Origin of the sequence: Janibacter terrae NBRC 107853, from assembly GCF_001591405.1 — a bacterium.
GTDB classification, from domain to species: domain Bacteria; phylum Actinomycetota; class Actinomycetes; order Actinomycetales; family Dermatophilaceae; genus Janibacter; species Janibacter terrae.
The window spans coordinates 243,586-264,435 of sequence record NZ_BCUV01000003.1 but is presented as its reverse complement, the minus strand read 5'-3'; the positions used below and the strand labels follow the sequence as shown (position 1 = coordinate 264,435).

Annotated in this window: 19 protein-coding genes and 1 tRNA gene; 15 read left to right on the top strand and 5 right to left on the bottom strand. The window is 71.8% G+C overall.

From position 1 onward, the window contains the following. Positions 1-48 precede the first annotated feature (48 nt). Together JT1_RS03735 and JT1_RS03730 are read right to left on the bottom strand one after the other, a co-directional pair. On the bottom strand, positions 49-1,509 hold the full coding sequence (locus tag JT1_RS03735; RefSeq protein WP_068323212.1) for a PH domain-containing protein: 1,461 nt from the start codon (positions 1,507-1,509) through the stop codon (positions 49-51). Next, positions 1,506-2,030: a PH domain-containing protein gene (locus tag JT1_RS03730; RefSeq protein WP_245634754.1), complete on the bottom strand. Its 525-nt coding sequence runs from the start codon at positions 2,028-2,030 to the stop codon at positions 1,506-1,508. Before JT1_RS03730 ends, JT1_RS03735 begins: the two co-directional genes overlap by 4 nt. 64 nt (positions 2,031-2,094) lie before the next feature. Between JT1_RS03730 and fdhD the strand changes: the two genes are divergently transcribed. The 3 genes from fdhD (at position 2,095) to JT1_RS03715 (ending at position 6,547) form a co-directional block, all read left to right on the top strand. After that, a complete protein-coding gene (gene fdhD, locus JT1_RS03725) occupies positions 2,095-2,982 on the top strand; it encodes a formate dehydrogenase accessory sulfurtransferase FdhD (protein WP_068323209.1) in 888 nt (295 codons plus the stop codon). Positions 2,983-3,058: 76 nt separating this feature from the next. Beyond that, positions 3,059-5,848 (top strand): pyruvate dehydrogenase (acetyl-transferring), homodimeric type, encoded by a 2,790-nt coding sequence (gene aceE / locus JT1_RS03720; protein WP_068323206.1) that lies wholly within the window; start codon positions 3,059-3,061, stop codon positions 5,846-5,848. A gap of 153 nt (positions 5,849-6,001) precedes the next feature. Beyond that, a complete protein-coding gene (locus JT1_RS03715) occupies positions 6,002-6,547 on the top strand; it encodes an MOSC domain-containing protein (protein WP_068323203.1) in 546 nt (181 codons plus the stop codon). Between the two features lie 19 nt (positions 6,548-6,566). Here the strand turns inward: JT1_RS03715 and JT1_RS03710 are convergent, their stop codons facing one another. Beyond that, complete coding sequence (locus JT1_RS03710; protein WP_068323200.1) at positions 6,567-7,277, bottom strand: DUF2470 domain-containing protein; 711 nt, start codon at positions 7,275-7,277, stop codon at positions 6,567-6,569. Between the two features lie 64 nt (positions 7,278-7,341). Beyond that, positions 7,342-8,499, bottom strand: coding sequence for a glycerophosphodiester phosphodiesterase (locus tag JT1_RS03705; RefSeq protein ID WP_068323197.1), 1,158 nt, complete (start codon positions 8,497-8,499; stop codon positions 7,342-7,344). A gap of 115 nt (positions 8,500-8,614) precedes the next feature. Here JT1_RS03705 and argG point away from each other — a divergent pair, with 115 nt between their 5' ends. The 11 genes from argG to JT1_RS03650 all read left to right on the top strand — a co-directional run bounded on the left by argG (position 8,615) and on the right by JT1_RS03650 (position 19,937). Continuing rightward, a complete protein-coding gene (gene argG / locus JT1_RS03700) occupies positions 8,615-10,042 on the top strand; it encodes an argininosuccinate synthase (protein ID WP_068323473.1) in 1,428 nt (475 codons plus the stop codon). 100 nt (positions 10,043-10,142) lie between these two features. Next, positions 10,143-11,321, top strand: coding sequence for a PucR family transcriptional regulator (locus tag JT1_RS03695; protein ID WP_068323194.1), 1,179 nt, complete (start codon positions 10,143-10,145; stop codon positions 11,319-11,321). Between the two features lie 55 nt (positions 11,322-11,376). Further along, a complete protein-coding gene (locus tag JT1_RS03690; protein ID WP_068323191.1) occupies positions 11,377-12,558 on the top strand; it encodes an acyltransferase domain-containing protein in 1,182 nt (393 codons plus the stop codon). Next, positions 12,555-13,553, top strand: a complete 999-nt coding sequence (locus JT1_RS03685) for a beta-ketoacyl-ACP synthase III (protein ID WP_068323189.1) — start codon at positions 12,555-12,557, stop codon at positions 13,551-13,553. Before JT1_RS03690 ends, JT1_RS03685 begins: the two co-directional genes overlap by 4 nt. A gap of 63 nt (positions 13,554-13,616) precedes the next feature. Then, positions 13,617-13,868, top strand: a complete 252-nt coding sequence (locus JT1_RS03680) for an acyl carrier protein (RefSeq protein ID WP_068323185.1) — start codon at positions 13,617-13,619, stop codon at positions 13,866-13,868. A gap of 78 nt (positions 13,869-13,946) precedes the next feature. Continuing rightward, on the top strand, positions 13,947-15,197 hold the full coding sequence (gene fabF / locus JT1_RS03675; protein ID WP_068323182.1) for a beta-ketoacyl-ACP synthase II: 1,251 nt from the start codon (positions 13,947-13,949) through the stop codon (positions 15,195-15,197). Beyond that, complete coding sequence (locus tag JT1_RS03670) at positions 15,194-16,633, top strand: carboxyl transferase domain-containing protein (RefSeq protein WP_068323179.1); 1,440 nt, start codon at positions 15,194-15,196, stop codon at positions 16,631-16,633. The genes fabF and JT1_RS03670 overlap by 4 nt, the downstream gene beginning before the upstream one ends. 47 nt (positions 16,634-16,680) lie before the next feature. Then, on the top strand, positions 16,681-17,439 hold the full coding sequence (locus JT1_RS03665) for an amino acid ABC transporter ATP-binding protein (RefSeq protein WP_068323176.1): 759 nt from the start codon (positions 16,681-16,683) through the stop codon (positions 17,437-17,439). Positions 17,440-17,480: 41 nt separating this feature from the next. Further along, positions 17,481-18,314, top strand: a complete 834-nt coding sequence (locus tag JT1_RS03660) for a glutamate ABC transporter substrate-binding protein (protein ID WP_068323173.1) — start codon at positions 17,481-17,483, stop codon at positions 18,312-18,314. A gap of 76 nt (positions 18,315-18,390) precedes the next feature. Further along, complete coding sequence (locus JT1_RS03655; RefSeq protein ID WP_068323170.1) at positions 18,391-19,071, top strand: amino acid ABC transporter permease; 681 nt, start codon at positions 18,391-18,393, stop codon at positions 19,069-19,071. Continuing rightward, positions 19,068-19,937 carry an amino acid ABC transporter permease gene (locus JT1_RS03650; protein ID WP_068323167.1) on the top strand — a complete coding sequence of 290 codons (870 nt, stop codon included), beginning with the start codon at positions 19,068-19,070 and terminating at the stop codon, positions 19,935-19,937. The genes JT1_RS03655 and JT1_RS03650 overlap by 4 nt, the downstream gene beginning before the upstream one ends. A 79-nt stretch (positions 19,938-20,016) precedes the next feature. Here the strand turns inward: JT1_RS03650 and JT1_RS03645 are convergent, their stop codons facing one another. Beyond that, complete coding sequence (locus JT1_RS03645; protein WP_068323164.1) at positions 20,017-20,529, bottom strand: DUF3145 domain-containing protein; 513 nt, start codon at positions 20,527-20,529, stop codon at positions 20,017-20,019. Between the two features lie 243 nt (positions 20,530-20,772). Here JT1_RS03645 and JT1_RS03640 point away from each other — a divergent pair. Next, positions 20,773-20,846 (top strand) — tRNA-Ile (locus JT1_RS03640). Positions 20,847-20,850 lie beyond the last annotated feature (4 nt).

Below are 20,850 nucleotides of genomic sequence, written 5' to 3'. Positions count from 1 at the left end.
TCGACTCCCCGGTCTCCACGCTGGTCCTCTCTGCTGTTCGCTGATCATTCATCGGTCACAGTCCATCGTGTCCGGCGCGGGATCGCAACCACCGGTCCCCTCGTCGTCGTGGCGCGCACCCCGCGCACGCTCCGCCGTGAGCGCCCTCAGGCCCTCCGCCCGTGCCCGGTCCAGTCCCGCGACGCTCGGTCTGACCGGCCCCACCGTGCTCACCACGTCGACCCTGGCGAGGTCCAGCCGGCGAGCGATCGGACCCTGCGCGACGGTCAGGGACTGGACCCGACCCCAAGGCGCGATCGCGAGCCGGCGCTCCAGCCACCCGGACCGGGTGACCAGGGCACGGCGGCCGACGAGGTACCCGATCCGCCGGTGCGCGAAGGGGAAGAGCCACCGGGCGCGCGCCGGCTGGCCGACGAAGCCCGCGGGCGTGCCGTCCAGGAGCGCGGCCACCTCCGCCGTCGTGCCGCGGTCGCGCGTGACGACCTCGAGGAGGGCGAGCACCTCGGGCGTCGTCGCGACCGGCACGAGGACGGTGTCGGCGGCCGACTCGCTCGCCGAGCCGATCCGGGCCCCGGCGACGTTGACCTCGAGGGACCACCACCCCGCCCTCCGCCAGAAGAGCGGCTGCTTGATGGCGACGGCCTGGACGCGCTGCAGCGGCACCGTCGAGGTGCGGGTGTCGGTGAGCCCCCGCTGGCTGCTCAGGGTGTCGCCGCTGCGCGTGACGGTGAGGCCGTACCAGCGCGCGAGCCGACCCAGGGAGCGCAGCCCGCCGAGGATGACGAAGGGGATGAAGCCGGTGACGACCGGCGCGAGGTCGAGCAGCGTGAGCACCAGACCCACGACGGCCGCGACGACCACGAGGACGGCGTCGCCGCTCAGGACGATCGAGGCGAGCAGCCGCGAGACGGGCATCGCGAGGACGAGCTCGCCGACGGCCCGCTGGGCCGGCGGGACGCTGCCCGGCTCGCTCGCCGCGGCCTCGGGGACGGCCCGGACGACGGCCGGCGCGCTGGCCGCGTCGGCGAGCCCGAGCAGCCGCTCGCGCACCTGCTCGGCGTCCCGCAGCGACAGGTAGGCGATCGAGACGTGCGAGTCCCCGCCGCCCGCCGACTCGACGCGCACCTCCGACAACCCCGTGAGGCGGGCGAGCAGCGGCCGCACGAGGTCGACGGCCTGGATGCGGTCGTAGCGCACCTGCCGGTGCTGGCGGAAGACGGCGCCGGTGTGCATCTCCAGGCTCTCCTCGCCGAGGCGGTACCGCGTGAACCACCACGAGACGAGGCCGAGGGCGACGGCGCCGAGCACGACGACGGCCACGCCCGCCAGCTGCAGCAGGCCGAAGCCGATGCTCCCCGCGTCCCCCGGGGCGTCGGTGAGCAGCCCCGCGACCCGGTCCACCTGCTGGGAGACGACGTAGCCGAGGACCGCGAGCACGACGAGTCCGCCACGCACGTACGGCGAGAGCGGGTGCACCCGGACGAAGCCGTCCGCGTCGGGCTCGCTCACAGCCCGGCCCGTTGCGCCTCGCCGCGTGCGGCGAGGCGTACGCGCAGCTCCTCGGCGACCTCGACGGGTAGCCCGGGGATGTCGCCGCTGCTCTGCGGCGAGGCCGTGTTGACGGTGAGGTCGGCGATCCCCTTCGCCCGCTTGAAGGGCCCGGAGACGATGTCGACGTACTGGATCCGCCCGTACGGGATCGTCACCATGTGCCGCCAGAAGCGTCCCTTGCGGATCGCCAGCTCCTCGGGCAGCTCGGCCCAGCTGACGGCGGTGACCTGCCGCGGGATGAGCCACATGAGCCACAGCCACAGCAGCACGAGGACGACGGCGGGGATCGCGCACCACCGCGTGAGCAGCACCGCGCAGACGACCAGGGCGATGACGAAGGGGGCGATCACCACGGTCGTCGAGACGCGGCGCACGTGCGTCAGCGCGGGCGAGACCGGGCGCCAGCGGGCCCCGTGGTCACCGGTCAGCGGGAGCACGGTCGGTCCGGGCGAAGGGGGCGGGGTCGCGGGGTCGTCCACCTCTCCATCTCACCAGACCCCCTCCGTAGGGTGGAGGGAGGTGGCCACCGAAGGAGGCAGGCGGATGGGACGCATGACGCAGCGGCTGCGCGTGGAGCGGCTGGGCGAGCGCCCGGCTCGACGGATCGAGTCCGTCGCCGTCGAGGAACCGCTGGAGATCCGGGTCGCGGCGCTGCCGGACCGGGGCGTGCCGGCCGGGGGCAACCCCCTTCGCCCCGAGTCGACGACCGTGACGACGACGATGCGTCTGCCGGGTGACGACTTCGACCTCGCGCTGGGTCACCTCGTCGCCGAGGGCCTGATCGCCGACGGTGACGCGGTCGCGACGATGATGCACTGCACGGACACCGGCCCGGACGGGTCACCGACGTTCAACGTCGTCGAGGTGACGCTCGCCGCGGGCGTCTCCCTGCGGCGACCGATCACCGAGCGCACCGAGATCGCGACGAGCGCGTGCGGCGTCTGCGGGTCGACCTCCGTCGACGACCTGCTGGCCGCGCTCCCCCACAGCCCGTCCACCGACGAGACCCGCGTCGAGCTCGACGCGATCCACGCCGGGATGGACGCGATGCGCACTCGGCAGAAGGTCTTCGAGGCCACCGGTGGCGTCCACGCGGCCGCCCTGCTGGCACCCGACGGCGAGCTGCTCGTCGTCCGCGAGGACATCGGCCGGCACAACGCGGTGGACAAGGTCATCGGGTGGGCGGCGCGCGAAGGGGGTCTCCCCCTGCGTGGGCACACCCTCCTCGTCTCCTCCCGGGCGGGCTTCGAGATCGCGCAGAAGGCGGCCGTCGCCGGCGTCCCCGTGCTCGCCTGCGTCTCGGCCGCGACGACGCTCGCGATCGAGGTCGCGGAGCGGTCCGGGCTGACCCTCCTCGGCTTCGTCCGGGGGGACCGCGCGACCGCCTACGCCCACGCGCGGCGCATCTCGCAGATCGACCCCGGTTTGTGAGCCGCCACACCGCGCGAGAGGATGGCTGTGTCCGCCGTCACCTCGGGCGGATCGGTCTTGTGAAAGGACGACACCCGTGCCCGGCTCAGATCATCTCAGCGACGGCCCCATCCTCAACGGCATCCCCACCCACCTGCCGGACATCGACGCCGAGGAGACGGCCGAGTGGCTGGCCTCCATCGACAGCCTCATCGACGAGTCGGGACGTGATCGTGCCCGCTACGTGATGCTGCGCCTGCTCGAGCGCGCGCGGATGAAGAACGTCGGCGTGCCGTCGCTGACGACGACGGACTACGTCAACACGATCTCCCCCGTCGACGAGCCCTGGTACCCGGGCGACGAGGAGGTCGAGCGGCGCTACCGCGCGTGGATCCGCTGGAACGCCGCCGTCCAGGTGCACCGCGCCCAGCGTCCCGGCGTGGGCGTCGGCGGGCACATCTCCTCCTACGCGTCCGCCGCGACGCTCTACGAGGTCGGCTTCAACCACTTCTGGCGTGGCAAGGACCACCCCGGCGGTGGCGACCAGATCTTCTTCCAGGGCCACGCCTCCCCCGGCATGTACGCCCGCGCCTTCCTCGAGGGTCGGCTCACCGAGCAGGAGATGGACGGGTTCCGGCAGGAGGCCGCTCACCTCGCCGGCGGCACCGACCTCGGCCTCCCGTCGTACCCGCACCCGCGCCTGATGTCCGACTTCTGGGAGTTCCCCACGGTCTCCATGGGCATCGGCCCGATGAACGCGATCTACCAGGCGCAGTTCAACAAGTACCTGCACAACCGCGGCATCAAGGACACCTCGCAGCAGCGCGTGTGGGCCTTCCTCGGCGACGGCGAGATGGACGAGCCGGAGAGCCGCGGCCTGCTCCAGACGGCGGCCTTCGAGGAGCTCGACAACCTCACCTTCGTCGTCAACTGCAACCTGCAGCGCCTGGACGGCCCGGTCCGTGGCAACGGCAAGATCATCCAGGAGCTCGAGGCCTACTTCCGTGGCGCCGGCTGGAACGTCATCAAGGTCGTGTGGGGCCGCGGCTGGGACCCGCTGCTCGCCGCCGACCGCGACGGCGCCCTGGTCAACCTCATGAACCAGACGCCCGACGGCGACTACCAGACCTTCCGGGCCAACGACGGCGCCTACGTGCGCGAGCACTTCTTCAACCGCGACCCGCGCACCCGCAAGCTCGTCGAGGACTGGAGCGACGCCGACGTCTGGTGGAAGCTCAAGCGCGGTGGCCACGACTACAACAAGGTCTACGCGGCCTACCGGGCGGCCATGGAGCACACCGGCCAGCCGACGGTCATCCTCGCCAAGACGATCAAGGGCTACGGCCTCGGCACCCACTTCGCGGGTCGCAACGCGACCCACCAGATGAAGAAGCTGACGCTCGAGGACCTCAAGGGTCTGCGGGACGGGCTGAAGATCCCGATCACCGACGAGCAGCTCGAGGCCGACCCGTACCTGCCGCCGTACTACCACCCCGGCGAGCAGGACGAGGCGATCGCCTACATGCGCGAGCGACGCGACAAGCTCGGCGGCGGGCTGCCCTCGCGCCGCGTCGAGTACAAGACCCCGCAGCTGCCCGGCGACGACAAGTACGCGCAGATGGCCAAGGGCTCGGGCAAGCAGGAGATCGCCACGACGATGGCGTGGGTCCGCCTGCTGAAGGACCTCATGCGGGAGAAGGGGTTCGGCGATCGGATCGTGCCGATCATCCCGGACGAGGCACGCACCTTCGGCATGGACTCCTTCTTCCCGACGAAGAAGATCTACAACCCCCACGGCCAGAACTACACCTCGGTCGACGCCGACCTCATGCTCGCCTACCGCGAGTCGGAGCAAGGGCAGATCGTCCACACCGGCATCAACGAGGCCGGCTCGGTCGCGGCCTTCACCGCGGCGGCGACGAGCTACGCGACGCACGGCGAGCCGATGATCCCCGTCTACATCTTCTACTCGATGTTCGGCTTCCAGCGCACCGGTGACGGGATCTGGGCGGCCGCCGACCAGATGTCGCGCGGCTTCATGCTGGGCGCCACGGCCGGTCGCACGACGCTCACCGGCGAGGGTCTGCAGCACGCCGACGGCCACTCCCCGCTGCTCGCGGCGACCAACCCGGCCGTCGTGGCGTGGGACCCGGCCTACGGCTTCGAGATCGCGCACATCATGCGCAAGGGCCTGGAGACGATGTACGGCGGCGACGCCCCGCAGTCCGACCCGAGCCGCAACGCGATCTACTACCTGACCCTGTACAACGAGCCGATCGTCCAGCCGGCCGAGCCCGAGGGCCTGGACGTGGACGCGCTGCTCAAGGGCCTGTACCGCTACGCCGCCGGCGACGCCTCCGGCCTGGGCGACACCCCGCCGCGCTGCCAGCTCCTCGCGAGCGGCGTCGGCATGGCATGGGCCCTCGAGGCCCAGCAGCTGCTGCGCGACGACTGGGGCGTCGTCGCCGACGTCTGGTCGGTGACGAGCTGGAGCGAGCTGCGGCGGGAGGCGATGGCCTGCGACGAGGAGCGCTTCCTCTACCCGGAGCGCGAGCGCCGCACGCCGTACATCACGCAGGCGCTCGACGGCGCGGTCGGCCCGGTCGTCGCGGTCTCGGACTACATGAAGCAGGTCCAGGACCAGATCCGCCCCTGGGTGCCCGAGGAGTTCTCGGCGCTCGGGACCGACGGCTTCGGGTTCTCCGACACCCGCGCCGCCGCTCGCCGGTACTTCCACGTCGACGGTCCGTCGATGGCGGTGCGCGCCCTGCAGATGCTCGCCGACCGCGGCTGGGTCGCGGAGGACGTCCCGAAGAAGGCGGCCGACACGTACCGCCTCCTCGACGTCACCGCCGGCACCTCCGGCAACGCCGGAGGCGACGCCTGACGCCACAGCGCCATCCGCACGGTCCCTGAGGAGGCGCGCCAGCGCCATCCGCACGGTCCCTGAGGAGGCGCGCCAGCGCCGTCGGCTCGCTCCCTGAGGAGGCGCGCCAGCGCCGTCTCGAAGGGGGTGCCCACACCCGTGACAGGATCACGGGTGTGGGCACCCCCCTTCGTCGTCGCGGTGAGCCGGGACGAGCTGCACCGGTTCAGCAAGGCCCCGTGCGAGGAGATCGAGCTCGTGGCCGGCCTCCGGGTCCGGGGGGACGCCCACGCCGGCACCCTCGTGCAGCACCGCTCGCGCGTGCGGCGGGAACCCAACCAGCCCAACCTGCGCCAGGTGCACCTCATCCAGGCCGCGCTCCTCGACGAGGCGGGCGCGGCGGGTCACGACCTCGGTCCGGGCTCGCTCGGCGAGAACGTCCTGACCGGCGACGTCGACCTGCTCGCACTGCCCGAGGGCACCCGGCTGCGGATGGGTGAGGCGGTCGTGCGGGTCACCGGGCTGCGCAACCCGTGCCGCCAGATCGAGGAGCACTCCCCCGGCCTGCTCCGGCTCGTCGTGCGCCGTGGCGACAGCGTCGGTATCGAACGTCGCGCCGGCGTCATGGGGGTCGTCGAGGTGAGCGGGACGGTGCGCGCCGGCGACACGATCGGCGTCGACCTCCCGCCCGGGCCGCACACGCCGCTCGCCCCGGTCTGACGGCGGTCGCCGGCGTCCGTCAGCCGAGCGTGCCCACGGAGATGAGCACGCGCAGCGCCTGGATCGCCTCGCACCCGCACCGCACGGCCCGCGGGAAGGGCACCCGGATGTCCCGGCGGCTCACCCCCACGTGCTCACGCAGGACGATGCCGTCGGCGTCGGCGTGGACCGGTCGGACGACGGCGACCGGCTGGACCGCGTCGACGACGAGCTCGCGCAGGGAGTCCCGGTGCGCGGAGTCGAGGTGGACGAGCCACCCGTCCGCCCATCCTGCGAGCGGGTCGGGTTCCGCGGCCGCGTAGTCCCCCGGGTCGACGTCCACCGCGGGCCGGGCGGTCCTGCCGCTCTCGACGGACCACTCGAGGGTGACCTCGGTCGGCTCGAGCCGGGCCACGAGGGATCGCTCCGCCAGACCGAGGTGGGCGCGCAGCCCCACGTCGACGGGATCGGCCAGCACCTCGGCCCGGCCGGACAGGGTCACCCGGCCGCGGACCCGCCCGGCGTGCGCGACGCCCGAGACGTCGGTCGCCACGGCGTGCACGACCGGACCGGACGTGCCGGGCCGGACCAGGTGGGTGCACTCGGGTGCGGCCTCCCCGAGGGAGAACAGGAGGGCGCCCCCCTCGTCCACGGCATGCGCGGCCAGCGGGGCTCTGTGCCCCATGATCCCGACCTCGACGTGGCTCGCGGATGCGACGACCGTGCGGGCCAGACCCGGTGGATGGTTCACGTGCTCCTCCTCGACGGTTGAGTCGAGGTAAGCCTAGCCTTACCTAGTCGTCGGCGGGGCCGAGTCAGCTGCCGGCGAGGAAGTCCGTGCGGGCCTCGACGCAGATGTCGGGCTGGTCGCAGAAGACCCCGTCGACACCGATCTCGTAGAACCTGGTGACCTCGTCGGCCATCCGGCCGTGGGCCGCCGGGTCCGCGCCGCTGCGGTAGTCGGTCGGGAGGAAGGTGTTCTCCGCGCGGAAGGTCCAGGGGGTGACCTTGAGCCCGGCGGCGTGGGCGTCGCGGACGAACGAGGTCGGCTCGCCGAGGGTGCCGTCGGCGTTGCGGGCGATGACCGCGTTCTTCTCCGGGCCGAAGCCGTCGATCCACAGCGAGAGGTCCTCCATCGACGCGGCGGTGGTCAGCTCGGCGTAGGTCGTGCCCTCCTCGCGCAGGTCGTACGGACCGCCCTTGACCGTGGTGAGGAAGGTGCTCCTGCCCCTGTACCCGTGGGCGACGCGCAGGTCCTTGAGCGCGGTGAGCTCGAAGGACTGCACCCAGATCGGGGCCTTGGGGTGGTTGAGGTGGTACTTCTTCGCCAGGCGCACGACCTCTGCCTCGGGGTCGAAGCCCTCCGCGTGCAGGTAGGTCGAGTGCTTGATCTCCGGGATGATCCCGACGACGCGTCCGGTCGAGCGGGAGAGCTCCTCACGCTGGGCGAGGACCTCCTCGAAGGTCGGCACCTCGAACCGCCCGTCGTAGGAGGCAGACCCGGGCCGCATGGCGCCGAGGCGCTCCTTGGCGCGCAGCGTCTTCAGCTCGGCGAGGGTGAAGTCGTCGACGAACCAGCCGGTGACCTGGGTGCCGTCGAGGTTCTTCGTCGTCCGGCGGTCGGCGAACTCGGGGTGCTCGGCGACGTCGGTCGTGCCACCGATCTCCGGCTCGTGCCGGTCGACGAGGACGCCGTCCTTGGTCATGACGAGGTCGGGCTCGATGTAGTCCGCGCCCTGCCGCACGGCGAGGTCGTAGGCGGCGAGGGTGTGCTCGGGACGGTAGCCGGAGGCACCGCGGTGGGCGAACACCAGCGGGTCCGCCATGCCCTTCTCGCGGTACCCCGGGTTGTCGGAGGCGCTCGTGGCCCCGGGGGCCTTCGCGGGAGCGAGGGTCGGCGCGGCGGACGCGGCGGTGGGGACGAGGAGTGCGGCGGCGCAGGCGACGCCGGTGGCGAGTCGAAGTGGGCTCATGGGCGCGACGCTAGGGACGCTCGTCGTGCCTGCGGCGACCTCGCCGTGTCTGCGACGTGACCAGTCGGTGAAGCCCGGTGGTCGCCCCTGCCGCGCACGTCCTAGGGTGGGGGCCGTGTCCAAGGTACTGAACTCCCTCCCTGTTGGTGAACGTGTCGGCATCGCCTTTTCCGGCGGGCTCGACACCTCCGTGGCCGTCGCGTGGATGCGCGAGAAGGGGGCGGTGCCCTGCACGTACACCGCCGACCTCGGTCAGTACGACGAGGACGACATCGAGTCGATCCCGGGTCGCGCCGGCCAGTACGGCTCGGAGCTCTCCCGGCTCGTCGACTGCAAGACCCCGCTCGTGGAGGAGGGCCTGGCCGCCCTCGCCTGCGGCGCCTTCCACATCCGCTCGGGTGGTCGCACGTACTTCAACACCACGCCGCTCGGCCGCGCCGTCACCGGCACCCTGCTCGTGCGGGCGATGAAGGAGGACGGCGTCTCGATCTGGGGCGACGGCTCGACCTTCAAGGGCAACGACATCGAGCGCTTCTACCGCTACGGCCTCATGGCCAACCCGGGTCTGCGCATCTACAAGCCGTGGCTCGACGCCGACTTCGTCACCGAGCTCGGCGGGCGCCAGGAGATGTCCGAGTGGCTCACCGAGCGCGGGCTCCCCTACCGGGACAGCGCGGAGAAGGCCTACTCGACCGACGCCAACATCTGGGGCGCCACCCACGAGGCCAAGACCCTCGAGCACCTCGACCAGTCGCTCGAGATCGTCGACCCGATCATGGGCGTGCGGTTCTGGGACCCCGAGGTCGCCATCGAGACCGAGGACGTCACGGTGCGCTTCGAGCGCGGGCGTCCGGTCGCCATCAACGGTGACGACTTCGGCGGCGACGCCGTGGCGCTCGTCATGGCCGCCAACGACATCGGTGGCCGCCACGGCCTGGGCATGTCGGACCAGATCGAGAACCGCATCATCGAGGCCAAGTCGCGCGGCATCTACGAGGGCCCGGCCATGGCCCTGCTGCACCTCACCTACGAACGCCTGCTCAACGCGATCCACAACGAGGACACCATCGCCAGCTACCACGCCGAGGGCCGCCGCCTCGGCCGGCTGCTCTACGAGGGCCGCTGGTTCGACCCGCAGTCGCTCATGCTGCGCGAGTCGATCCAGCGCTGGGTCGCCTCGGTCGTCACGGGTGAGGTCACCGTGCGCCTGCGCCGCGGCGAGGACTGGACGATCGTCAACACGGTCGGCGAGCACTTCAGCTACCACCCGGACAAGCTGTCGATGGAGCGCACGGAGAACGCCGCCTTCGGCCCCGTCGACCGCATCGGGCAGCTGACGATGCGCAACCTCGACATCGCCGACAGCCGCGGCAAGCTCGAGGTCTACGCCGCGCAGGACCAGCTCTCGGGCGGCTACCTCGAGATCATGGGTCAGCTCGAGGCCGGTGGCGCCGACCAGATCGCCTCCAACCCGGCCACCCAGGACGTCGACGAGCTCGACGACGCCCTCGACCGGGCCGCGATGGAGTTCGGCACCGACTGACGGGCCGTCCCGCAGCCACGCGAACGCACTCGGGACCCTGTATTGCCCTAGGGCAATGCAGGGTTCCGTGCGTTGTGTGGTTCGCACATAGGATCGGGGCATGCCGCGCCGTGGACTCGTCTCGCTGACCACTCGCCGCCAGGTGCGGCGTTCCGGCGGCGAGCTCGCCACGGCGGCCACGCAGCGCCTGGAGGCCACGCACGAGTGGTACACGCGCCTGTCCGCCCAGGAGCGCTCGTGGGTGGCACTGGTCGCCCAGGCGGGCATCTCCAACTTCATCGACTGGCTCGACGGGATCGAGCCGGCCGACACCCGCGCGACCTTCGGCGCCGCCCCCCGCGAGCTGACCCGCACCATCAACCTCGCGCAGACCCTCGAGCTGGCCCGCACGGTCGTCGACGTCGTCGAGGAGCAGGTCGAGTCCCTCGCCCGCCCCAAGGACGTCACCGACCTGCGCATCGCCGTGCTGCGGTACGCCCGCGAGATCGCCTTCGGTGCGGCCGAGGTGTACGCCCAGGCCGCCGAGCAGCGCGGCGCGTGGGACGCCCGGCTCGAGTCCCTCGTCATCGACGCCGTCATGCGGGGCGAGGTCGACGAGTCCATCCGGAGCCGCGCCGCTGCGCTCGGGTGGGGCGAGGTCGCCGATGTCGTTGTGCTGGTGGGCAACTCGCCGCACCCAGCGGGCGGGGAAGACCCTGCTGCGGCCATCATCGACGTCCACCGGGCCGGGAACCGGCTCGGCCTGCCGGTCCTCGCCGGGGTGCAGGGCAACCGACTCGTCGCCGTCCTCGGTGGGGTCACCGAGCCGGCCGCGGCCGCCGCCGGCCTCGCCGGGTGCTTCGCGGACGGGGACCTCGTGCACGGGCCGCGCGTCGCCGATCTCGGCGAGGGTGCCCTGTCGGCCCACGCGGCGGTCGCCGGCCACCTCGCCGCGCCCGGCTGGCCCGCCCGACCGCGCCCGGTCGCCGCGGACGACCTGCTCGGCGAGCGGGCCGTCGCCGGGGACGACCTCGCGAGGGCAACCCTCGTCGAGAACGTCCAGGAACCGCTCGAGGAGCACCCCAGCCTGCTCGAGACCGCCCGCACCCACCTCGACTCGACCGGCCTCGAGGCGACGGCCCGCGCGCTCATCGTCCACGTCAACACCGTGCGGTACCGCCTGGGCCGGATCACCGAGCTCATCGGCTACGACCTGACCGACCCGCACGAGGCCTTCACCGTGCGCGTCGGTCTGACGATCGGAGCCATCTTGGAGGATGCCTCCAAGAACGCGCGGTGATTCTCTGGAGGCGTCGACCTCGCAGGCGCCCCCCTTCGGCGGCGACTCTTGAGAGGTGCTCGCCATCACCTGTCCCGGCCAGGGCTCACAGACGCCCGGCTTCCTCGCCCCGTGGCTCGAGCTGCCCGGCGTCGCCGACCGCCTCCACTGGCTGTCGACCGTCGCCGGCATCGACCTCGCCACGCACGGCACGACCTCCGACGAGGAGACCATCAAGGACACCGCGGTCGCGCAGCCGCTGATCGTCGCGGCCGGCCTGCTCTCGCTGCTCGCGCTCTTCGAGCACCCCGCCGACGGGTTCCGCGTGGTCGGCGCGGGCGCCGGCCACAGCGTCGGCGAGATCACCGCCGCCTCCGCCGCCGGCGTCATCAGCGCCGAGCAGGCCATGGTCCTCGTGCGTGAGCGCGGTCGGTCCATGGCCCGCGCCGCCGAGGTCACCCCGACCGGCATGAGCGCCGTCCTCGGTGGGGACGAAGGGGAGGTCCTCGCCGCGATCGAGGCCCACGGCCTCACCCCCGCCAACGTCAACGGCGCCGGCCAGGTCGTCGCCGCCGGCACGCTCGAGCAGCTCGCCGCCTTCGCCGAGGCGCCGCCCGCCAAGGCCCGGGTCATCCCCCTCAAGGTCGCCGGGGCCTTCCACACCCAGCACATGGCCCCCGCGGTCGACGACCTCGCCCGCCTCTCCCGCGCGGTGTCCACCCATGACGCCCGCGTCCCGCTCGTGTCCAACGTCGACGGCAGCGTCGTCCACTCCGGCACGGAGGTGCTGCGCCGCATCGTCACCCAGGTGAGCAACCCGGTGCGCTGGGACCTGTGCATGGAGACGATGCGCGACCTCGGCGTCACGGGCATCATCGAGGTCCCGCCGGCGGGCGCGCTCACCGGCCTGGCCAAGCGCGGGCTCAAGGGCGTCGAGGTCCTCGCGCTCAAGTCCCCCGACGACCTCGAGGCGGCCCACCGCATGGTCCGCGAGCACGGCTCGGCCCGTGACGCGAGCCAGCCGACGTGGCGCCTGGTCACCGCGCCGGTCAAGGGCACCGTGGCGATCGGCGCCGAGGCGGCCGGCACCGCGGTCACCGCCGGCGACGTGGTCGCCCGCATCTCCTCCCTGCGCGACGAGCTCGAGGTCCGCGCCGGGCACCCCGGCACGGTCGTCGAGTGGCTCGTCGAGGACGGCGACCCGGTCTCCCCCGGCCAGCCCATCCTGCGCCTGCACCCCGAAGGGTCGATCGCATGAGCACCCTCGGCGTCCCGGACGTCCTCCACCACGCCCGCATCACCGGCATCGGCGGCTACCGCCCCGCGCAGGTCGTCCCCAACAGCGAGATCGTCGGCCCGATCGACTCCTCCGACGAGTGGATCCGGGAGCGCTCCGGCATCGCGTCGCGGCACAAGGCCGCGCCCGACGAGACCGTCGTCGACATGGCCGAGCACGCGTCGCGGGGTGCGCTCGAGTACGCCGGCCTGGACGCCGCCCAGCTCGACGCCGTCCTCGTCGCGACCGTCACCCACCCGTACCAGACCCCCGCCGCCGCGCCGGAGCTCGCCTCCCGGTTCGGCTCGCGCGCAGCGGCCTTCGACATCTCCGCGGCGTGCGCCGGCTACTGCCACGCGATCTCCGTCGCCAACGACATGGTCCGCGTCGGCACCGCCGAGCACGTCCTCGTCGTGGGGGTCGAGAAGCTGCTCGACTTCACCGACCCGCTGGACCGCGGCTCGGCGTTCATCTTCGGCGACGGCGCCGGCGCCGCGATCGTCTCGCGCAGCGACGTCCCGGGCATCTCCCCGACCGTCTGGGGCAGCGACGGCGAGCAGAAGCACCTCATCGCCCAGCGCGACTCGTGGAACGAGGTCCGCACCGACCGCGACCTGCGCTGGCCCGCGATCGTCATGGAGGGCCCGAGCGTCTTCCGCTGGGCAGTGTGGTCGATGGCCAAGGAGGCGCAGCGCGCCCTCGACGTCGCCGGCGTGCGCGCCGACGAGCTCGCCGCCTTCATCCCCCACCAGGCCAACGTGCGGATCATCGACCAGATGGTCAAGACGCTCGGCCTGCCGGCCGACCTCCCGGTCGCCCGCGACATCGTCACCACGGCCAACACCTCCGCGGCCTCGGTGCCCCTCGCGATGGAGCGCATGCTCCGCGAGGGCGAGGTCGAGCCCGGCGGGCTGGCCCTGCAGATCGGCTTCGGCGCCGGCCTCGTGTGGGCCGCGCAGGTCGTGACGCTCCCCTGAAGTTCAACCCGTCGGTCCGACGGGCTCTCGGACCACCCCACCGATGCACAAGGAGAACGACCCATGGCTTACAGCGACCAGGAGATCCTCGCCGGCCTCGCCGAGATCGTCTCGGAGGAGACGGGTGTCGACGCGTCCGAGGTGACCGCCGACAAGACCTTCACCGACGACCTCGACGTCGACTCGCTGTCGATGATGACGATCGCCGTCACCGCCGAGGAGAAGTTCGGGGCCAAGATCCCCGACGAAGAGGTCAAGAACCTCAAGACCGTCGGTGACGCCGTCAACTTCATCCAGGCCAACCAGGCCGCCTGAGACCGGTGAGCATCCCCCCTTCGCCCTGAGCGAAGGGGGGAACCACCCTCTCTCCCACCCCACCCGACAGGAGCCCCCATGACCTCTCCCCGGCCCACCGTCGTCGTCACCGGACTCGGCGCAACGACCCCGCTCGGCGGTACCGCCGAGGAGACCTGGCAGGCGGCCCTCGCCGGCCGCCCCGGCGCCGCCCCCCTCGAGGCCGACTGGGTGCAGGAGTTCGAGCTGCCGGTGACCTTCGCCGCCCAGCTCGCCGTGCCCGCCGCCGAGGTGCTCAAGAAGGTCGAGACCAAGCGTCTGGACCCCTTCGCCCAGTACGCGCTCGTCGCCGCCCGCGAGGCGTGGGAGAACGCCGGTTCGCCCGAGGTCGAGCCGGAGCGCCTGGCCAGCTCCGTCGGCACCGGCATCGGCGGCGTGCAGACGCTGCTCACCGCGTGGGAGACCCTGCGCACCAAGGGCCCTCGTCGGGTCTACCCGCTGTCGATCCCGATGCTCATGCCCAACAGCGCGGCCGGCACGGTCTCGCTCGAGTTCGGCGCACGGGCCGGGGCGCACACGCTCGTCTCCGCCTGCTCCTCCGGCGCGGAGTCGATCGGCTACGGCGCCCACCTGATCCGCGAGGGGCTCGCCGACGTCGTCATCGCCGGTGGCTCCGAGGCCTCGATCCACCCGCTGCCCATCTCCGGCTTCGCCGCGATGCAGGCGCTGTCGACCCGCAACGACGCCCCCCAGTCCGCCTCGCGCCCCTACGACACCGACCGCGACGGCTTCGTCCTCGGTGAGGGCGCGGCGATCCTCGTGCTCGAGTCCGAGGAGCACGCGAAGGCACGCGGGGCCAACATCATCTGCGAGCTCGCCGGCTTCGGCGTGAGCGCCGACTCGCACCACATCGCCGCCCCCGAGCCGGAGGGGGCGGGCGCCTCCCGCGCCATGGCCGACGCGGTCCGCGACGCGGGCGCCACGCCCGCCGACGTGTGCCACATCAACGCCCACGCGACGTCCACCCCGGTGGGCGACGTGGCCGAGGTCGCCGCGATCCGACGCGCCTTCGGCAAGGACGCCGACCACATGGCCATCAGCGGGACCAAGTCCATGACGGGGCACCTCCTCGGCGCCGCCGGCGCCCTCGAGGCCGTCTTCGCGATCCAGGCGGTCCGCGACCGGGTGGCTCCCCCGACGATCAACATCGACAACCTCGATCCCGCCGTCGACCTCGACATCATCCGGGACACGCCGCGCCAGCTCGGTGACGGAGAGCTGCTCGTCCTGGACAACTCCTTCGGGTTCGGTGGCCACAACGTCGCCCTCGCCTTCAGGACCGTCCGGTGACCCGCCAGCCCAACGCGGCGTCCGCGGCCGTCGGCAAGCGCCCGAAGGTCCCCCGCGAGGAGGACCCCCGCAACCCCAACCACCGGCTCGCGGCCTTCCTCGACGACGGCTCGCTCGAGCTGATCACCCCGGACGACGACTCGGGGATGCTCGCGGCGACGGGCACCGTCGCCGGTCAGCCGGTCGTCGTCTTCGTCTCCGACGCGACGATCATGGGCGGCGCCATGGGCGTCGCCGGCTGCAAGGTCGTCGTGGCCGCGTACGAGCGGGCCCTGGCCGACGGCGTCCCCGTCGTCGGCCTGTGGCACTCGGGCGGCGCCCGCCTGCCCGAGGGCGTCGTCTCGCTGCACGCGGTCGGCGAGGTCTTCGCGATCATGACCCGGGCCTCCGGCAGGATCCCGCAGATCTCCGTCGTCATCGGCGCGGCCGCCGGGGGTGCCGCCTACGGTCCCGCGCTCACCGACATCGTCATCCTCGCCCCGGAGGGGCGGATCTTCGTCACCGGGCCCGACGTCGTCCGTTCGGTCACGGGTGAGGACGTCGACGCCCTTCGCCTGGGTGGTCCCGAGCCCCACGGTCGCCGCTCCGGCGTCGTCCACGTGCTGGCCGAGTCCATCGACGACGCCTTCGCCCGGGCCGGCACGCTCTGCCGGCTCCTCGGCGACCAGGGCGAGTTCGACCTCGGCGCCGTCAACGACGTCGACCTGGCCGAGCAGCTGCCGGAGTCCGCCAAGCGGGCGTACGACGTGCACCCGCTCGTCGAGCAGCTCCTCGACGACGGCCCGCTGCAGGAGCTGCACGGCCGGTGGGCGCCCAACATCGTCACCACCCTCGGGCGCATGGGCGGCCGCACGGTCGGCGTCGTCGCCAACAACCCGATGCGCCTCGGCGGCTGCCTGGACTCCTCGTCCGCGGAGAAGGCAGCGCGCTTCGTGCGCATGTGCGACGCCTTCGGCGTGCCGCTCGTCGTCCTCGTGGACGTCCCCGGGTACCTGCCCGGCGTCGGCCAGGAGTGGGACGGCGTCGTGCGAAGGGGGGCCAAGCTCCTCCACGCGTTCGCCGAGGCGGTCGTGCCGCGGGTGACGGTCGTGACCCGCAAGACCTACGGCGGCGCGTACATCGCGATGAACTCGCGCTCGCTCGGCGCGACCAAGGTCTTCGCCTGGCCCGACGCGCACGTCGCCGTCATGGGCTCGGTCGCCGCGATCCGGATCCTGCACCGCCGCCGGCTCGCGGAGGTCGAGGAGTCCGAGCTCGCCGAGGTCGAGCAGCAGCTGGCCGACGAGCACGACCGCCTCTCGGGCGGCCTGGCGCGGGCCGTCGAGATCGGCGTCGTCGACGAGATCGTCGAGCCGACGCGCACCCGCTCTGCGGTGGCCGCTGCCCTGGCGGAGGCCCCGGCACGACGTGGGGAGCACGGCAACATCCCGCTCTGACCCCAGGGAACGACGCGGCACACGCTCAGGGCGATAGGTTCGTCGCCATGCCGACCGCGCACGCCACCCATGAACCCCTCGTCGTGCTCACCGACGTCAACAAGCACTTCGGGCAGCTGCACGTCCTCAAGGACATCAACCTGACGATCGGCAAGGGTGAGGTCGTCGTCGTCATCGGCCCCTCCGGGTCGGGCAAGTCGACCCTGTGCCGGACGATCAACCGCCTGGAGACCTTCGAGTCCGGGAGCATCACCATCGACGGCCAGCCGCTGCCCGAGGAGGGCAAGGAGCTGGCCCGCCTGCGCGCCGACGTCGGCATGGTCTTCCAGTCCTTCAACCTCTTCGCCCACAAGACGATCCTCGACAACGTCACCCTGGGGCCGATGAAGGTGCGCAAGAAGTCCAAGGCCGAGGCGCAGCAGCGCGCCCAGGAGCTGCTCACCCGTGTCGGGGTCGAGGCCCAGGCCGCGAAGTTCCCCGCGCAGCTCTCCGGCGGCCAGCAGCAGCGCGTGGCGATCGCGCGCTCCCTGGCCATGGAACCCAAGGTCATGCTCTTCGACGAGCCGACCTCGGCCCTCGACCCGGAAATGATCAACGAGGTCCTCGACGTCATGATCCAGCTCGCCCAGTCCGGCATGACGATGGTCGTCGTGACCCACGAGATGGGCTTCGCCCGACGCGCGGCCGACCGCGTCGTCTTCATGGCCGACGGGCAGATCGTCGAGACGGCCACCCCCGAGGAGTTCTTCACCAACCCGCAGAGCGAGCGGGCCAAGGACTTCCTCGGCAAGATCCTCAGCCACTAGAGCCGCACCGACCCGACAGCACCACCAACCAGGAGGACACCATGACCATGCGACGCATCGGCGCTGCAGGCGCCACCCTCGCCCTCGCAGCCGCCCTCGCCGCCTGTGGCAGCGACGACGGTGGAGGGACCGACGGCGGTGGCGGCGGCGACAGCTCGATCAAGATCGGCATCAAGTTCGACCAGCCCGGACTCGGCCTCAAGGAGGGCAACACCTACTCCGGCTTCGACGTCGACGTGGCCAACTACGTCGCCAAGGAGCTGGGCAAGACCGACGTCCAGTTCGTCCAGGCCCCGAGCAAGCAGCGCGAGGACCTCATCGCGACCGGCCAGGTCGACCTGATCTTCGCGACGTACTCGATCACCGACGAGCGCAAGCAGAAGGTCTCCTTCGCCGGCCCGTACTTCGTCGCCGGTCAGGACCTGCTCGTCGCGTCCGACGCCAAGATCACCGGGCCCAAGGACCTCGACGGCAAGAAGTTGTGCTCGGTCACCGGCTCCACGTCGGCCGACAACGTCAAGAAGGAGGTGCCGGGCGTCAACCTGCAGGAGTTCGACACCTACTCCAAGTGCGCGGAGGCCGTGTCCAAGGGGCAGCTCGACGCCCTGACCACCGACAACACGATCCTCGCCGGCTACGCGGCGCAGGACCAGTACAAGGGCAAGCTCAAGGTCGTCGGCGCCCCCTTCTCGGAGGAGCGCTACGGCGTCGGCCTCAAGAAGGGCGACACGGCCCTGTGCGAGGACGTCAACAAGGCCCTGACCAAGATGGTCGACGACGGCGCCTGGGACAAGGCGGTCGAGGACAACTTCGGCCCGGCCGGCTTCGAGGTCGACACCAAGACCAACCCGCCGAAGCTCGACGCCTGCTCCTGACGGCGAGCGGTCGGGGTGGGCCGCTCGGCCCACCCCGACCGCGGGGACGACGACGCACGCGCACAAGGAGTAGTGGATGAACGAGCTCTTCCAGCAGTTCGACGTGTGGGGGGCCTTCTGGCTCACCATCAGGCTGGCCCTGTTCTCCCTCGTCGGGGCACTGGTCATCGGCACGGTCGTGGCGATCATGCGCGTGAGCCCGGTGGGCATCTTCCGCTTCGCGGGCGCGGCGTACGTCAACATCGTCCGCAACACCCCGCTGACGCTGATCCTCACCTTCACGATCCTCGTCATGCTCTACGACCTCGGCATCAACCTCGCGGACGAGTCGAGCCCCACGTCGATCACGGACAACGGGGTGCGCTGGGCCATCGTCGGTCTGGCCGTCTACCACGCGGCCTTCGTGTGCGAGGCGCTGCGCAGCGGCATCAACACCGTCCCACCTGGCCAGGCCGAGGCCGCGCGCTCGCTGGGCCTGGGCTTCGCGCAGAACCTGCGCCACGTGGTCCTCCCCCAGGCCGTGCGCGGTGCCATCGCCCCGCTCGCCTCGGTGATCATCGCGCTCATCAAGAACACGACGGTCGCCGCCGCCATCGGCGTCGCCGAGACCGCCGCGCTGATGAGCTCGGCCATCGAGCTGCGCGCCGACCTCAACTACCTGACCTTCGCCCTCGTGGCCGGGTTCTTCCTGCTCCTCACCCTGCCGATCGGCATCGGGATGACGAGCCTCTCGCGGCGTCTGGCGGTCAAGCGATGAGCACGAGCACCGTCCTCTTCGACAACCCCGGGCCCCGGGCGCGGGTCCGCTACCGCATCGTCGCCCTCCTCGGCCTGCTCGTCGCCGCCGGCATCCTCTGGGTCGTCGTCGGCAAGCTCAACGAGTACGACGAGTTCTCCGGGGCCAAGTGGTCGCCGATGCTCGAGTGGTCCACGTGGCGCTACTACCTGCTCCTGGGCCTGTGGAACACGCTCAAGGCAGCCGGCCTCTCGGTCGTCGGAGCAACCCTCTTCGGGCTGGTCTTCGGGACCGGTCGGCTCTCGGGCAACCGCGTCATCCGCTGGGTCAGCGGGGCGGTGGTCGAGTTCTTCCGGGCCATCCCCGTGCTGATCATGATGATCTTCTTCTTCGGCATCTACGCCTACAACGGCGTCTTCTCCGCCGACCTCAACCCGCTCGCCGCCGTCGTGACCGCGCTGACCCTCTACAACGGGTCGGTCATGGCCGAGCTGCTCCGCTCCGGCGTCCACTCGCTGCCGTCCGGGCAGAGCGAGGCCGGCCTGTCCGTCGGCCTCTCGCGTGGCCAGGTCCTGCGCTCGATCCAGATCCCGCAGGCCGTCACGGCCATGCTCCCGGCCCTCGTGAGCCAGCTCGTCGTCATCCTCAAGGACACGGCGCTCGGCACGGTCATCACCTACCCCGAGCTGCTGCAGCAGGGGCAGAACCTCTCCTCGTTGCACTCCAACATCTTCGCCGCGCTCGTCGTCGTGGCGATCATGTTCATCGTCGTCAACTGGGCGCTCACCTCCCTCGCCGGTCTCCTCGAGCGGCGCATCAACCGTCGCGGGCGCACCGCCGGGGACGCGATCGCGGCCGCGCCGACGGTCCCGGGAGCGGAGGACTGACCCGGATCCGGGCATGACGAAGGGGGCCGCGTCAAGGAGGGAGCGCGGCCCCCTTCGTCATGGGGGTGGGCGGGTCTGCTCAGCCGACCTTGTGCAGCCAGCGGACCGGCGCGCCGTCGCCGGCGTGACGGAAGGGCTCGAGCTCGGCGTCCCAGGGATCGCCGAGCAGCTCGCCGAGCATGTCCTCGACGGCCTCGCCGGCGCCTTGGGCGAGGGTCATGACCTCACGCAGACGGTTCTCGTGGAGGACGACGTCGCCGGACGCGGAGATCGTCGCGTGGTGGATGCCGAGGGTGGGGGTGTGGCTCCACCGGGACCCGTCGAGGCCAGGCGTGGCCTCCTCGGTCACCTCGTAGCGCACGCCCTCCCAGCCGCGGAGGGCAGAGGCGAGCTTCGCGCCCGTGCCGGGCTCCCCCGTCCAGGAGAACTCGGCACGCTTGAGAGACCGGCCGATCGTCTGATCGGTCCAGTCCAGTGACACAGCCTGACCCAGCACGGCCTCGAGCGCCCACGTGATGTGGGGGCACAGGGCCGTGGGGGTGCTGTGGATGAACACCACCCCGCGGGTGCTGATGCGCTTTCCTGCAGACATCCTGATCCTCCTTGAGTGCGATGGACGTCTTCCCCAACGCCAGGCACTCACCCGGAGGACCGAACGGCTGCGCGCTACTGCTTGTCGCGGTGTGCTGCTCGAGCGATATGTGCACGCGGACGTGCTTGTGACGGCCATTGTGCCCCATGGATCACAGGAGCACCAGCCCTCACGTGCGCCTCACCCTCACCACGGGTCGCGGCCCCTCGCGCGGTACTCTCACGCCGACGCCTCCGGGCGCACGGGGCGGTAGCTCAGTCGGTCAGAGCATCGGACTCATAATCCGCCGGTCCTGGGTTCAAGCCCCAGTCGCCCCACCCC

What these genes read in the sequence shown, in the direction of transcription:
- JT1_RS03660 (WP_068323173.1), top strand. Translation starts at nt 17,481, where the DNA reads ATGACCATGCGACGCATCGGCGCTGCAGGCGCCACCCTCGCCCTCGCA.
- JT1_RS03680 (WP_068323185.1), top strand. Translation starts at nt 13,617, where the DNA reads ATGGCTTACAGCGACCAGGAGATCCTCGCCGGCCTCGCCGAGATCGTC.
- JT1_RS03645 (WP_068323164.1), bottom strand. Translation starts at nt 20,529, where the DNA reads ATGTCTGCAGGAAAGCGCATCAGCACCCGCGGGGTGGTGTTCATCCAC.
- JT1_RS03655 (WP_068323170.1), top strand. Translation starts at nt 18,391, where the DNA reads ATGAACGAGCTCTTCCAGCAGTTCGACGTGTGGGGGGCCTTCTGGCTC.
- fabF (WP_068323182.1), top strand. Translation starts at nt 13,947, where the DNA reads ATGACCTCTCCCCGGCCCACCGTCGTCGTCACCGGACTCGGCGCAACG.
- JT1_RS03685 (WP_068323189.1), top strand. Translation starts at nt 12,555, where the DNA reads ATGAGCACCCTCGGCGTCCCGGACGTCCTCCACCACGCCCGCATCACC.
- fdhD (WP_068323209.1), top strand. Translation starts at nt 2,095, where the DNA reads ATGGGACGCATGACGCAGCGGCTGCGCGTGGAGCGGCTGGGCGAGCGC.
- JT1_RS03695 (WP_068323194.1), top strand. Translation starts at nt 10,143, where the DNA reads ATGCCGCGCCGTGGACTCGTCTCGCTGACCACTCGCCGCCAGGTGCGG.
- JT1_RS03705 (WP_068323197.1), bottom strand. Translation starts at nt 8,499, where the DNA reads ATGAGCCCACTTCGACTCGCCACCGGCGTCGCCTGCGCCGCCGCACTC.
- JT1_RS03665 (WP_068323176.1), top strand. Translation starts at nt 16,681, where the DNA reads ATGCCGACCGCGCACGCCACCCATGAACCCCTCGTCGTGCTCACCGAC.
- JT1_RS03650 (WP_068323167.1), top strand. Translation starts at nt 19,068, where the DNA reads ATGAGCACGAGCACCGTCCTCTTCGACAACCCCGGGCCCCGGGCGCGG.